Source organism: Lipingzhangella halophila, assembly GCF_014203805.1.
GTDB lineage: Bacteria > Actinomycetota > Actinomycetes > Streptosporangiales > Streptosporangiaceae > Lipingzhangella > Lipingzhangella halophila.
The window spans coordinates 1224017-1238409 of record NZ_JACHJT010000001.1 but is presented as its reverse complement, the minus strand read 5'-3'; the positions used below and the strand labels follow the sequence as shown (position 1 = coordinate 1238409).

Here is a 14393-nt window from a genome sequence, read left to right as displayed (position 1 = left end):
CGCCCGTCGCGGGCAATGGCGGCCGGCGTTCGCGCGCGGTATCCGCGGCGCGCCGGCCCCGGAACAGCGATGCCGAGCCGGCGGGGAGCGGCGGCTACTTGCGCTTCGGCTCCTTCTCGCCGCTGTCCTCGGTGGAGAGCGCCGAGATGAAGGCCTCCTGCGGCACCTCCACGCGGCCCACCACCTTCATCTTCTTCTTGCCTTCCTTCTGCCTCTCCAGCAGCTTGCGCTTGCGGCTGATGTCACCGCCGTAGCACTTGGACAGGACGTCCTTGCGGATGGCGCGGATGTTCTCGCGCGCGATCACCCGCGCGCCGATGGCGGCCTGCACCGGCACCTCGAACTGCTGGCGCGGGATGAGCTCGCGCAGCTTCTTGGTCATCTCGACCCCGTAGGCGTGGGACTTCTCGCGGTGCACGATCGCGGAGAACGCGTCGACCTTCTCGCCCTGCAGCAGGATGTCCACCTTGACCAGGTCGGACGCCTGTTCGCCGGACGGTTCGTAGTCGAGGGAGGCGTACCCCTTGGTCCGCGACTTGAGCTGGTCGAAGAAGTCGAACACGATCTCGGCCAGCGGCAGGATGTAGCGCATCTCGACCCGGTCCTCGGAGAGGTAGTCCATGCCCTGGAGGCTGCCGCGGCGCGCCTGGCACAGCTCCATGATCGGGCCGACGAACTCGGCCGGCGCCAGGAGCGTCCCCTTGACGATGGGCTCGTGGATCTCTTCGATCTTGCCCTCGGGGAACTCGCTGGGGTTGGTCACCGTGTGGTGCGCGCCGTCCTCCATGTACACCTCGTAGATGACGTTGGGCGCGGTGGAGATGAGGTCGAGGTCGTACTCGCGCTCCAGGCGTGCCCGGGTGATCTCCAGGTGCAGCAGGCCGAGGAAACCGCAGCGGAAGCCGAAGCCCAGCGCCGCCGACGTCTCGGGCTCGAAAGCCAGCGCGGCGTCGTTCAACTGCAGCTTCTCCAGCGCGTCGCGCAGCACGGGGTAGTCCGACCCGTCGATCGGGTACAGGCCGGAGAACACCATCGGCTTGGGCTCGCGGTAGCCCGGAAGCATCTCGCTGGCGCCTTTGGCCGCCGAAGTGATCGTGTCGCCGACCTTCGAATGCCGGACGTCCTTCACACCGGTGATGATGTAGCCGACCTCGCCGACGCCGAGACCGGAAACCTTGGTGGGCTCCGGCGAGATAACGCCGACCTCCAGAGTCTCGTGCGTGGCCTTGCTGGACATCATCTCGATGCGCTCGCGCGAGCTGAGCCGGCCGTCGACAACGCGGACGTAGGTGATCACGCCCCGGTAGGTGTCGTACACCGAGTCGAAGATCATGGCGCGGGCGGACGCGTCGGGGTCGCCCACGGGCGGCGGCACCTGCTGCACCATCTCGTTGAGCAGTTCCTCGACGCCATCGCCGGTCTTGGCGCTGACCTTGAGCACGTCCGAGGGCTCGCAGCCGATGATGCCGGCCAGTTCGGCGGCATACTTCTCGGGCTGCGCCGCCGGCAGGTCGATCTTGTTCAGAACGGGCAGAATCACCAGGTCGTGCTCAAGTGCCATGTACAGGTTCGCGAGCGTCTGCGCCTCGATCCCCTGGGCGGCGTCGACGAGCAGGATCGCGCCTTCGCAGGCGGCCAGCGACCGGGACACCTCGTAGGTGAAGTCGACGTGGCCCGGTGTGTCGATCAGGTTCAGCACGTAGGTGACGTCGTCCAACGCGGTGAAGGGCAGCCGCACTGCCTGCGACTTGATGGTGATACCGCGTTCGCGCTCGATGTCCATCCGGTCGAGGTACTGCTCGCGCATCCGGCGGTCCTCGACGACGCCGGTCAACTGGAGCATGCGGTCGGCCAGCGTCGACTTGCCATGATCGATGTGCGCGATGATGCAGAAGTTTCGGATCAGCGCGGGATCGGTCCGGTTTGGCTGTGGCACCGTGCTCCGTTCACGTTTCTCTTGGGCGGGATGGAATGAGATGCTGCGGCGAGCGCGGCTCGCAAAACGTGTGTGCCCCTCATGATCCTATGGCGCCCGTGAGGGCGCAGCAGTCCAGGGAATCAGGACACACCGGCAGACTCCAAGGCTATGCGAGGCACGGAAAAACGGGAGACATCTGGTGACGTGGCTGCTCAAACGGATCCTCGCGGGTCTCGCTGCCATCCTGGTGGTTGCCGTGGGAGCGGGTGTCCTGCTGGGGACGCAGTACTCCGGAACCCCGGCGCCGTGGGCGGCGTCCCAGGGCAGCAACGCGGCGTGGCTCAGTGGGGCGTGGGTCAACGGAGAGAAGGACGTTGACGACTTCACCGACCTGGTGCGGCGGGTAGAGCAGGGTGAGCTGACCGAGCTGTACGTGCACGTCGCCGACATCGACTCCGAGGGCGGCAGCGACTCCGCTGGTTACGATTCGGCCGGCACCTTCCTCGACTGGGCCGAGAACGAACTCCCCGATGTGACCGTGCTCGGCTGGATGGAGCACTCCACCGAGGGGTCGTCGCTGGCCGAGGGCCGCTTCGACGAGGACGCCCGCGCCGAGATCGCCGCGACCGCGGGAGAGGTGACAGACGCCGGGTTCGCCGGCGTGCACCTCGCGATCAGCCCGGTCACCACGAACGATTCGACCCTGCCCGAGTTGCTCGACCAGACGCGCGAGGAGATCGGGCCGGACGCGGTGCTCTCGGCGCAGGCCCAGAGCATCGAGCCGGTGGCCGGCGTCCGGCTCCCGATGTTCGCCTACTCGCGCGAGGAGCGGTACTGGTCGAAGGGGTACCTGCGGCGGGTGGCCGACCGGGTGGACTCGATCGTGATCCAGGGACACGGGACCGGAATGCCGATGGAGTCGCTGTACGGCGGGTTCATGGTGCGCCAGGTCGAGGAGTCGCTGTCGGCGCTCGAACCGCTTTCGGAGAACGGGGCGGAGGGCTCCGGCGGGGACGCGGCCGGGGGCTCGGAGGAGAGCCCTGGTGCGGACAGTGGGGACGGGCAGAGCAACGAGGACGGCGGCAGCGGCGAGGGCGGATCCGGCGCAGGTGGCCCCTCGGTCCGCTTCGGGATCCCGGCTTACGAAAGCGAGACCTGGGGCTCGACGTCCTCAGCCGAGAACGTGGACACCGCGACCGAAGCGGTGCGGCTCGGCCTCACCGAGCACGGCCAGCGCGACGATGTCGGGCTCGCTGTCTACGTCCTCGACGACACCAGCGGCGACGACTGGGCGGCCTACACTGACGGGTGGGTGCGCCCTGAGCGCTAAGGCCGGCACCGGGCAGGCGCCGTGCTGGAACACCCGCGCGTGGACACGCCCGCGGACAGCCGGCCGTGGCTCGACCAGTCCACGAGCCGATGCATAATGGAAGTCCGTGTCTTGGACGTTCCACGTTCAGTTCTGTGCCCTCAGAACACACAAGCCTGGCGACGGCACTCACTCGGACCTTCCCGCGGAACGGCTGCCCGCGGTACCGGTCCGGTGCAGGCCACGTCACGAGAAGAACCAACTGGAGCACGTTTTCGCATGGCCAACATCAAGTCGCAGAAGAAGCGCAACCTGCAGAACGAGAAGCGCCACATGCGCAACAAGGCGGTGAAGTCCTCGTTGAAGACCGCCGTCCGCAGGTTCCGCGAGGCGGCGGAAGCGGGCGACACCGAGCAGGCCACCGAGCGGCAGCGCCACGCCGCACGTCAGCTCGACAAGGCCGTGAGCAAGGGCGTCATTCACAAGAACCAGGCCGCCAACCGCAAGAGCAGGATGGCGAAGCGCCTGGAGAAGGTGCAGACCTCCGCCTGACGCGGACCAACGCGGCTTCGCCTCCACCGCCCAGCGGGCCGTTCCGGCCCGGGTCGCGGGCCCGTCGCGGTGGTGCGGCGCAACGTGGTTGACATGGCCACGAAAAGACACGACAGGCGCTCGGCCGGGTCTCCCAGCCGAGCGCCTCGCGTTTGCGGGCCCACCGAGGACGCCTCGCGGGTTGGCCGCGGCCAGCTGTTGGCGAGCGGGTCAGATGCCGGGCTCGGGCTCGTGGAGCATGGCGTCCCGGTTCCGCGGCGCCACCGTGGTCGCAACCCGCACGAACAGCGAAACCGCGCGTGATCGGGCGTCCTCGGGCCAGGCGAGAGCGAGGGTGATCGGAGCGGCGTCGACCACGGGGACACAGGCCACCCCGCCCCAGGCGTACTGGCGCACCGACTCCGGTCCCACGGCGACCAACCGCCCCACCGAGATGAGCTGCATGAGCCGGCCGGCCTCGCGGATCGCGGGCGAGTTCAGCTCTCCGGCGGCGTCGGGCCAGCGAGGCAGGGGGTCGACCGCGAGGTCGGACTCCCGGATCCGGGCGCGTCCGGCCAGCCGGTGATGCGGCGGGAGCAGAGCCACCTGCGACTCGACGAGTAGGTCCTCGCTGTCCAGACCGGTGAGGTCGGCGTTGGGCCGGTGCAGGAGCGCGATATCGGCGCGTCCGTCGCGGACGGCGGCCGCCTGTTCCCCCACGTCCACGCAGTCGATGTCCACCTCGGTGGCGTCAGGCTCGGCCGCGTGGGCGGCCAGAATCTCGGCGAGCAGGCCGCCGTCGCCTCCCGGTTTCATGGCCAGCACCAACGTGGACGGGGTCCGGCCGGCCCGTTGGGCGCGCCGGGTCGCCGCGGCCACCCCCTCCAGAGCCTTGCGCCCTTCATACAGCAGGACCGCCCCGGCTTCGGTCAGCTCCACCCCGCGGCCGCCCCTGTCCAGCAACCGCACCCCCATACGCCGTTCGAGTTTCTGGATGGTGCGCGTCAACGGAGGCTGGGCGATCCCCAGACGCGCGGCCGCGCGGCCGAAGTGCAGCTCCTCGGCGACCGCGACGAAGCAACGCAGCTCGCGAGTGTCCGCCTGGGTCATACCCCGAAGGTATCAACGGTGATCCGGACGGTACTGGCCGCGTGGAAGCGGGGGTGGTGAGGTCGGGGCATGAACGAGAACACTTCTGGTCCGCCCCCGACCGGCACCGACCTCCCGCCCGGTCCCACCAGACGCGTGGCCCTGGTAACGGGAGGCAACAGGGGAATCGGGGCGCAGATCGCCCACCAGCTCGCCACACACGGGATGACGGTACTGGTGGGTTCGCGTGATCCCGCGCACGGTGCGGGCGCGGTCGCCGACCTGCGCGCCGCCGGAGCCGACGCCCACCCCCTTGTCCTTGACGTCACCGACCCCGCCACGATCGACAACGCCGCAGCGGAGATCCGGGCTGGCTACGGCCGGCTCGACGTGCTGGTCAACAACGCCGGCATCGCCGGCCGCCTGGACAGCCAGGCACCCGGACTCGCCGACATGGACACCGTGCGCGCGACCTTCGAGACCAACGTGTTCGGCGTCATCGGCGTGACCGAGGCGATGCTCCCCCTGCTCCAGCGCTCCGCTGGGGCGCGCGTGGTCAACATCTCCAGCGACGTGGGGTCACTCGGCCAGACGACCGATCCCGACCACTACATGTCGAAGATCCCCGCCGGGCTGGCCTACGGGCCGTCCAAGACCGCCCTCAACGCGGTCACCGTGCAGTACGCAAAGGAGCTGGGGCCGGACGGAATCCTGGTCAACGCCGCCGCGCCCGGAGCCTGCGACACCGACTTCACGCGGGGGTCCGGACTCGCGGCGCCACGCACCGCCGCCCAGGGCGCGGCGGTCGCGGTACGCCTGGCGGACCTGCCCGCCGACGGAGCCACCGGCGGGTTCTTCGGCGAGGACGGCCCCGTACGCTGGTAACCCGCCGCTCAGGGCGGACCCGGAGGTCGGGCACCGCGGCCACGCGAGTGCGGATCCCCCAGCCGCCCGCGCCCCTGGCGGCGCGACCGGTCGCCGGAGTTGGACTGCGGGGTGGTGCCTCGCCCATGTGCACCGCCTCGCTGGTGCGCTCCGCCGCGTGTCGGGCACTGGTCCACAGCCCGGTAATCCGGACTGACCGCAGAGGTGGCGGCTCCCTACGTTGAGGCCATGTCACCTTCGCATCGGTCCCCGCACCCGTCCGATGGAGTCGCGCGCCAGCGCTTGGCCGCACTCGCGGAGCGCGTCACCCACCGGCCGCCCCCACCTCGCGACCCCGGCACCGCCCCGAAGCCGGACGCGGGCCCAGCGTCCGGCTCCGGGATCGTCGAGCCGATCCCCGCGCCGCCGTACGCACAAGAAGCGGCCGGCCCGCGGGCAGCGCACCCCGAACCCGGCTCCGCCGAGCTCGACACCTCGGTTGGCGTGCCGTCCCCGGCGGAGCCGGCCCCGCCCGGCCTACCGCCGCCGCGCACCGCGCGCCGGGACCCGTCGAGCGACGAGGACACCTCCGGCTCCGGCTCCGGCTCCGGGAATGAGGCCACCCGCCCCAGCACCAGTGCCGGTTCCGGCCTGCGGCCACCACCGGGATACGTCGAGGCCGGTGACGACCTCACCCGCCGCTCCTGGCTCTCCGCGCTGCGCGACCGCCTTCCGCCCGCGCTGACCGAACAGCCCCGCCTGAGCCGGTCCGGCCTGCACGCGCTCGTCGCCGTGTGTTCCGTGGCCGTCATCGCGGCGTCCTGGTTCTTCATCCAGGCGCGGCCGTCGCCCGAACCAGCGCCCGAGCCCGGCTCCGCGTCCGGGGCCCCGGACGCCGATCCCGCTTCCTCCGGCGCGGAACCGGCGTCCCAGGATGCCCCGTCCGCGCCGGCACAGCCCACCGGCGAAGTCCTGGTCCACGTCGACGGCGAAGTGGGCGATCCCGGCGTCTTCACTCTCCCGGCCGGGTCACGGGTGGCCGACGCTGTCGAGGCCGCCGGGGGCGTCGACTCCGGTACCGATACCGACTCCCTCAACCTCGCGCGTCCCTTGGTCGACGGCGAGCAGGTGCTCGTCGGTGTCACTCCGCCGCCCGGTTCCGCCGCCTCCGGCGCCCCGGCGCCCGGGAACGCTCCGGAGCAGCCGGAACCACTGGTCGACCTCAACACCGCCTCGCCCGAGCAGTTGGAGGAGTTGCCCGGTATCGGCCCGGTACTCGCCGAACGCATCATCGAGCACCGGACCTCCAATGGCGGCTTCACCTCGGTCGAACAGTTGAACGACGTCAGTGGAATCGGCGAGGTGCGCTACGCCGAGCTCAGTGAGCTGGTGCAGGTGAACGGCGCCGGTTGAGCGGCAATCTCTGCTGGTCTTGTCTGTGTGGTCACGCTCGGCGCCGAGCGTGACCACACAGACAAGACCAGCAGAGAAGGGACCGCGCCAGCCCGGCACCCCCGCACAAAACCAACGGAGGCCAACGGTGAACCCGCTCGGCATCGACGCCCCCGGCGCCGCCGCGCCGCCGGATCTCCGGCTGTTGGCGCCCGCGATCGGAACGTGGCTGTGCACCGCGGTTCTCCTCGGCGCGGGTTCCGCGACGGCGCTGACCACCGGCGTGGCACTTCTCGGGTGCGCCCTCGTGCTCAGTCCCGCGCTCCGGTTGCCGTCGAGCGAGGAGTGGGTGACCCCGGTCCTGGCGGTCCTGGTGTGTGCGGCGGCCGGCGCGCTGGCCGTGGGCGCCCGCCTGGCCGGTGTGGAGGCAAGCCCGGTGGCGGAGTTGGCCGAGAACGAGAGCGGAGCGACGATCGAGGTGGTGGCCAGCCTCGACCCCCGGTCACGCAGCGGGCCAGCGCTACCCGGACGTCCCGAACATGTCATCGAGGCCCGCACCGTTTGGGTCGACTCCGGCGGCGAGCGGCTACGCTCCCGGGTTCCGGTGGTTCTACTGGCTTCCGGCCCCGAGTGGAGCGACCTGGTTCCCGGCACCACGGTCGCACTGTCCGGGCGGGTCGTTCCGGCCGACGACTCCGGCCTGGTGCGCGGGCTGGTTCTGGTGCGGGGACCGCCCGAGGACGTGCGGCCCCCAGGGACGCCGCGGGTGCTGGCCGGTCTCGCGCGCGACCGGCTCCGCGACGCCGCCGCCACGCTGCCCGACCCCGCCAGCGCGCTGCTACCCGCGATGATCGTCGGGGACGTATCCGAGCTGGACGACACCACGACGGAGGACTTCCAAGCCAGCGGCATGACCCACCTGTTGACCGTCTCCGGCGCCAACCTGGCGGTGCTGACCGGTGTGGCGCTCGGGCTGGGGAGGTGGTTCGGTTGGCCTCCCTGGTTCACCGCGTCCGTGGGAGCCGGGATGATCGTGGTGTTCATCCTGGTAGCGAGGTCGGAGCCGAGCGTGCTGCGGTCAGCCGTCATGGGTGGCATCGCACTGCTCGCCCTGGCGCTGGGCCGGCAGCGAGCGGGGCTCACGGCGCTCACGGCGACCGTCGTGGGGCTGCTGCTGTTCGACCCGGCGCTGGCACGCTCCTATGGATTCGCCCTTTCGGTACTGGCCACGGCGGCAATCCTGGTCCTGGCGCCGGGCTGGCGCGACTCCTGGTCCGCTCGACTGCCCCGCTGGGTCGCCGAGACCATCGCCGTCGCGCTGGCCGCGCACGTGGGGTGCGTACCGGTACTGGTGCTGCTTTCGGCCGAGGTGAGCTGGGTCGCGGTACCCGCCAATGTGCTCGCCGGCCCGCTGGTGCCGTTCGCGACGGTGGGCGGGTTCGCGGTAATGGGGATCGCGCTCCTGTGGCCGGCCGCCGCCGCGGTCGTGGTGTGGCTGCCCGGAATCCTGGTGATGTGGGTCGGCGCGATCGCCACGCACGCCGCCCGGGTCCCGCAGGGCGCGTTCCCCTGGCGCGATGACCTCGCCGGAGCTGTGGCCGCCGCGGCTCTCATCCTCGTGTTCCTCGCCGCACGCGGGCGGCTGCGGCGCGCCCTGTGCGCACTCGGCGCCCTGGTGGTCGCGACTCCGGTAGTGCTGCACTGGCTGGCGCCGCCGTGGCCTCCGTCCGGGTGGGCGGTGGTGGCCTGCGACGTTGGGCAGGGAGACGCGATCGTACTGTCGGCGGGCGACCACCGGGCCGTTGTTGTCGACACTGGTGTGGAGCCAACGTTGGTCGACAACTGCCTGCGCGACCTCCGGGTCCGGTCGCTCCCCCTTCTGGTGCTGACACACGGGGACGCCGACCACGACGGCGGCATCGAGGGCGCGTTGTCGGGCCGTGCGGCGGGTGCGGCGCTGGTCCCGGGGAACTACGACTCCCCCGGCGCCGAGCGCGAACTGGACGAGGGCTCGGTTGCGGTGCGCACGGCCGAGGCAGGGCAGCGGTGGAACGCGGGACCATGGCGCCTGGACGTGCTGTGGCCACGCGGCGGTGCGGCCAGCGGCTCGAACGACGACAGCGTGGTCCTGCTGGCCCGCTGGGCCCCTCCCGGGGACTCGCGGGCGCCACCCATGACCGCGTTGCTGACCGGGGACATCGAGGAGCGTGCGCAGCGCGCGCTGCTCAGCGAGCACGCCATCCGAGGGGTGGACCTGCTCAAGACTCCGCACCATGGCGCGAAGACCCAGGACGAAAGCTTCCTGGCGGCCACCCGCCCGCGGGTGACCATCACATCGGCTGGCGCGGACAACCCGTACGGCCACCCGGATCCGGGAACGTGGGCACTCCTGACCTCGCTCACCCGGGCCAACTACCGCACCGACCGGCACGGCGACATCGCGGTCGTCCCCGGCCCGGACGGCCCCGCGGTCGCCGCCCGCGGAAGCACTGACCGGCCGTGACGGACGTCCTCCCGCGTCAGGGACCGCTGAGTCGTGGAGCGGGAGCTCGCTCCTTCACCCGCGCCGCCCCGCATCGAACCCGACCTTGGAGACATCTCCAGCGCCGAGAACGACCTCGCGGTCACTCCCGACGCGGCCCGCTGACTAGCTTCACGGTGATGGTGTTCTTTCAGCGCGCCATGCGCTCGCACCTCTCCCGGCCGCTGCGAAGCGGACCGCCCGCGTGGAGAGGCCGTGCCGACGATCCGGGCACCCGGGCCGCATGCGACATCCGATTGAGGGTTTCCGACGCATTGAAGGGAGGATTCGGCGCAGAGTCTCCACCGGAAGTTCAAGGATACGGTTCAGGGACATGGAACAGAACACGCACACCGTGTCCGGAGACTTCGACCTGACGATGGACGAGCTGCGCGTCGTGACGCGTTACGTGGTTCGGCACGCAGAGGCCGTCCTGTCAGTCTTTGAGCAGGCTGTTCCCGATGATCCGCGCCCCCGTGCAGCGGTCGGCGCGGCCTGGGCGTTCATCAACGGTGCCAACAGGACACAACTGCAGCGCGTCACTTCCCTCGACGCTCATCGAGCCGCCCGGTCCGCCCCCTCCGAAACCGCGCGGCTGGCAGCGCGATCCGCCGGTGACGCCGCATCGGCCGCATACCTGCACCCCATCGCCCAGGCCGGCCAGGTCGGCCACATCCTGCGAGCCTCCGCGAGCGCTGCGCACCTCGGGGAGATGGAGGCGGGCGGTGACCCCGCGATCGGGGATGCCCTGCTGGAACGATCGCGGCAGTATGCGGCACCGGCGCTCATCGATGTGCTCCGCCGCTACCCGCCCGCGCCAAGCGGCGGCACTCGTGTCGCCCGGCTGATGAGCACTCTGGACCATCGCCTGCGTCAGGCGGCTGACCGGTCGCCAGGGCACACCCCGGAGAGCCGCGCCGATGCGCGCGGAAGGGAACGCACGTCATGATCCTCCCGAAGGTCCGGGACCCCCGCTTCGTGACGATCCGCCGTGGTGGGACTCTCACTGACGCGGATCACCATCTCCTCGCTCTATGGGCCGCCACGTGCGCAGAGCACGTCCTTGGCCTTTTCGAGTCGGCTCAGCCTGGGGACCCGCGACCGCGCCAGGCGATCGAGCATGCCCGGGCCTGGGTGCGTGGCGAGGTCACGATGATGCGGGCTCGCGCGGCGGGCGGCCACGCGATGGGGGCGGCCAGAGACCTGCGGGGGCCAGCACGGCATGCCGCGTACGCCGCCGGCCAGGCCGGGGCCGTCGCCCACGTTGCCGCACACGAGCTCGGCGCGGCCGCCTACGCGATCAAGGCCGCACGCGCAGCGGCACCGGAAGGCATGAGCGAGACCGCAGGGCGACTCGAGTGCCAGTGGCAGCGCGACCAGCTCCCGGAGGCGATCCGCGAGCTCGTACTTGATGACCAGAGGTTGCGCAACGACATCTGCTGGTCGGTGTTCGACTGTTGAAGCCGAACCTCGCACGGCCCCAACCCCTCATCGCCGGCCCAATCGGTCAAACGTCCCCGCCCTGATTCCGGCGGTCTTCCGTACACCCCGAAAATTGCCACCACGCGAACCGACCGGAAGGCCGCGGCCGGTGCCCGAGCCCACGGCGTGCGGTGTCGCGCGCTGCCATCACGACTCGCCCTACTGCTCGCGGTGTGATCTGCCCCTCGGGCTCGGCGGCCCGCCCGCCACGGGTGGGGACCGCGGCGTCCTCGCGCGCAGTCACCACCGCCCGTGACGCGGCCCTGGTCGACGCGCCCTGCTTCCACCGGCCCGTTTCCGTGAGCTGCCCAACTGTTCGCTGTCAGCACCGATGATCACGACCCCGGAACTTAAGAAACCGGAAACCGCGAACAGCACCGGAACCGGGAAACTCAAGAAGCGCGCGCCGGAACAGAATCCTCGCTATCACCGAGGGAACACCCACCCAGAACACCGCCCCCTACGTTGACAACACCCCCGGAACACGTTTGGAGCCCACGTGGGTTCACTCGCCGCCTACACGAACTCGGCGTTTCTGTGGATCTGCGCCCTCGCCGCATTCGCGGTGATCGCCCTGCAGACCGTCATCTACATGCGCGCAGCACGGACCGCCGGCCCCGACCTCGGATTCACCCCTCAAGACTGGAAACGGTCCCTCCGCTCCGGAGCGATCGCGGCGATCGGACCATCCCTGGCGGTCGCCGTCGTGGCCGTAGCGCTGCTGGCACTCTTCGGCACCCCCGCGGTGCTCGTACGAATCGGACTCGTCGGCTCCGCCGCCACGGAGACCGCCTCGGCGGACCTGGCCGCCGGGACCATGGGCGCGGAGCTGGGCGGGGCTTCCTGGTCACCTGAGGTCTTCGCGACCGCTCTGTTCGCGATGTCGCTCTCTGGCGGAATGTGGCTGGTCACCACCCTCATCCTCACGCCACTGCTCAAGCGCGGCGACACCCGGCTGCGCCGGACCAACCCCACACTGATGGCGATCGTCCCCTCCGCGGCCCTGTTGGGGGCCTTCGCCTCCCTCAGCATCTCCGAACTGCCCAACGGCACCGTCAACGTCCTCATCGTGGCGGTCTCGGCCCTCGTGATGGCCGGCTGCCTACTACTGGCCCGCTGGTTGGGTCTCGCCTGGCTGCGTGAGTGGGCCCTTGGCATCTCGATCATCATCGGCCTCGTCGCGGCCTACTTCGCCCATTTCTCCGCCATCGGTCCCGCCTGAAGGAGTGAGCACCGTGCCAGACGACATGTCCCGGGCGGACGCCGCCTACAGCGCTTACGACCGCACCACTTCGCGGTGGGGCCGCATCACCATGCTCATGGTGCTGGTGATCGCCCTGGCAGCACCGCTGTACCTGGTGTTCTTCTCCGGCCTGCAGTTGGCCTTCGGCGAGCTCCTCACGGCCTTCCTCGCCGTCGCGGCGGTGTTCGGGTTGATCTGGGTAATCGAGCCCCTGACGTACTACCCCGTTCTCGGCCCCGCCGCCATGTACCAGGCGTTCATGATCGGCAACATCGCGAACAAGCTGGTGCCCTCGGCGATCGTGGCCCAACAGGCGATCGACGCCAAACCCGGCACCCGCCGCGCCGAACTCGCCGCGGTAATGGCGATCTGCGGTGCCGCCCTCGTGCACCTGGTCTCCCTACTGGTCCTCGTTGGTTTGCTGGGGACATGGCTGGTAAGCGCGCTTCCGGACTCGGTGGTCGAGGTGGCGCGGCTGTACATCTTCCCCGCCATCATCGGGGCCGTGGTCGTGCAGCTCGTGTCCTACGCGAAGCAGCCCCGGATCACGGTGATCGCGCTCGCCACCGCGGCCGTGGTGCAGTTGGGGCTGGTGCCGGTACTCGGCGAGCAGTTCGGCAACTTCGCCACCGCCGTCGTTGTCTTCGGCACCGTGGCCCTGGCCTGGGTGCTGCGGGACCGCCGGGCCGAGCGGGGTACGGCTACCAGTGTCAGTGCCAGCGCCGACCAGCCACCCCAGCAGTAGTCGACGTTGCCGACCCGCCACACGAGTGAGGAGCACAGCTTGAACGCGGCCACCAACGCGGCCCGGGTATCCGACGAGCTCCGGGACGACCTGCACTACCTCTACCAGCACCTGCACCGCAACCCCGAACTGTCCATGCGGGAGCACCGAACGGCCCAACTGATCACAGAGCGCATGGACGCGCTGGGATGCGAGACCTTCACGTGCGGGGGCACAGGGGTCGTCGCGGTCCTGCGGAACGGCGAGGGGCCGGTCGTCGCGTTCCGCGCCGACACCGACGCCCTGCCGGTCGCCGAGGAGACCGGCGTGGCCTACGCCTCCACGATCCGCGGGACACTGCGCGACGGCACCGAGGTGCCGGTCATGCACGCCTGCGGGCACGACATGCACGTCACCAGCGCGATCGGAACCGCGGCCCTGCTGGCCGGCGCCCGCGACGAGTGGGCCGGAACCGTGGTCTTCCTCTTCCAGCCGGGGGAAGAGACCGCCGAGGGCGCCCGCGCCATGCTCGACGACGGCCTGTGGGACCGGGCGCCACGACCGGAGGTCGTCTACGGCCAGCACGTGTGGCCGGGCCGGTCCGGCACCGTGGAAGTCAGTACCGGTCCGGCCATGGCCATGGCCGATTCCTGGAAGGTGACGGTGCGCGGCCGGGGCGGGCACGGGTCCCGACCGGAGACCACTATCGACCCGGTCGTTCTCGCCGCGCACATGGTCGTCCGGATCCAGAGCGTCGTCTCGCGCGAGGTGCCGGCGAGCGAGGCGGCGGTGGTCACCATAGGCAGCTTCCACGCCGGGCTGAAGGAGAACATCATCCCGTCGTCCGCGGAGTTCACCGTCAACGTGCGCAACCTCGACCCCGACACGCGAGACGCGACGCTGGCCGCGCTGCGCCGAGTGATCGCCGCCGAGGCCCAGGCGTCCGGGGCGCCCGAACCCGACATCGAGGAGCTGTACACGTTCCCGTTGCTGACGAACGACGCCGAGGAGACGGCCACGGTCACGGCCGCCCTGGAGAAGGCGCTGGGCCCGGAGCCGGTGACGGACCGGCCGGCGGTCATGGGAAGCGAGGACTTCGGCCACCTCCCCGACGCGATCGGTGTCCCGGGCGTCTACTGGTTCTTCGGCGGCATGGCCGACGAGGTCATCGACGGGGACGACCCCGTGCCCACCAACCACTCTCCGCACTTCGCCCCGGTCATCGAGCCGACCCTGACAACCGGAGTGACCGCCGCCTACTCCGTTCTCGTGGCCCGCCTCGGCAGCGGAAACGGGGCAGCCGCGACCGGTCGCTGACCA

Annotated in this window: 12 protein-coding genes; 10 read left to right on the top strand and 2 right to left on the bottom strand. The window is 70.6% G+C overall.

Going from position 1 to position 14393, the window contains the following annotated elements; all coding sequences use genetic code 11:
- Positions 1-94 precede the first annotated feature (94 nt).
- Positions 95-1936, bottom strand: coding sequence for a translation elongation factor 4 (lepA, locus tag F4561_RS05535; protein WP_184575407.1), 1842 nt, complete (start codon positions 1934-1936; stop codon positions 95-97).
- Between the two features lie 181 nt (positions 1937-2117).
- On the opposite strand from lepA, the gene F4561_RS05530 reads away from it, so the two are divergent.
- Both F4561_RS05530 and rpsT read left to right on the top strand, forming a co-directional pair.
- Positions 2118-3248: a hypothetical protein gene (locus tag F4561_RS05530; RefSeq protein WP_184575405.1), complete on the top strand. Its 1131-nt coding sequence runs from the start codon at positions 2118-2120 to the stop codon at positions 3246-3248.
- Positions 3249-3506: 258 nt separating this feature from the next.
- On the top strand, positions 3507-3779 hold the full coding sequence (rpsT, locus tag F4561_RS05525) for a 30S ribosomal protein S20 (RefSeq protein ID WP_184575403.1): 273 nt from the start codon (positions 3507-3509) through the stop codon (positions 3777-3779).
- A 210-nt stretch (positions 3780-3989) separates the two neighbouring features.
- Here rpsT and F4561_RS05520 read toward each other — a convergent pair whose 3' ends face one another.
- A complete protein-coding gene (locus F4561_RS05520; protein WP_184575402.1) occupies positions 3990-4868 on the bottom strand; it encodes a LysR family transcriptional regulator in 879 nt (292 codons plus the stop codon).
- 69 nt (positions 4869-4937) lie between these two features.
- Here F4561_RS05520 and F4561_RS05515 point away from each other — a divergent pair, with 69 nt between their 5' ends.
- The 8 genes from F4561_RS05515 to F4561_RS05480 all read left to right on the top strand — a co-directional run bounded on the left by F4561_RS05515 (position 4938) and on the right by F4561_RS05480 (position 14390).
- Positions 4938-5732, top strand: a complete 795-nt coding sequence (locus F4561_RS05515; protein ID WP_184575400.1) for an SDR family oxidoreductase — start codon at positions 4938-4940, stop codon at positions 5730-5732.
- Positions 5733-5960: 228 nt separating this feature from the next.
- Entirely contained in the window at positions 5961-7124 is a 1164-nt protein-coding gene (locus F4561_RS05510; protein ID WP_184575398.1) for a helix-hairpin-helix domain-containing protein, read from the top strand.
- Positions 7125-7251: 127 nt separating this feature from the next.
- Positions 7252-9606, top strand: a complete 2355-nt coding sequence (locus F4561_RS05505; protein WP_184575396.1) for a DNA internalization-related competence protein ComEC/Rec2 — start codon at positions 7252-7254, stop codon at positions 9604-9606.
- Positions 9607-9958: 352 nt separating this feature from the next.
- Complete coding sequence (locus F4561_RS05500) at positions 9959-10573, top strand: putative immunity protein (RefSeq protein WP_221445374.1); 615 nt, start codon at positions 9959-9961, stop codon at positions 10571-10573.
- Complete coding sequence (locus F4561_RS05495; RefSeq protein ID WP_184575394.1) at positions 10570-11085, top strand: putative immunity protein; 516 nt, start codon at positions 10570-10572, stop codon at positions 11083-11085. The genes F4561_RS05500 and F4561_RS05495 overlap by 4 nt, the downstream gene beginning before the upstream one ends.
- Before the next feature lie 520 nt (positions 11086-11605).
- Positions 11606-12328, top strand: coding sequence for a DUF5058 family protein (locus F4561_RS05490; protein ID WP_184575392.1), 723 nt, complete (start codon positions 11606-11608; stop codon positions 12326-12328).
- 13 nt (positions 12329-12341) lie between these two features.
- Entirely contained in the window at positions 12342-13094 is a 753-nt protein-coding gene (locus F4561_RS05485; protein ID WP_221445373.1) for a hypothetical protein, read from the top strand.
- A 39-nt stretch (positions 13095-13133) separates the two neighbouring features.
- The gene (locus F4561_RS05480) at positions 13134-14390 is read left to right on the top strand and encodes an amidohydrolase (protein ID WP_246437140.1); all 1257 of its coding nucleotides are present in this window, start codon (positions 13134-13136) and stop codon (positions 14388-14390) included.
- Positions 14391-14393 lie beyond the last annotated feature (3 nt).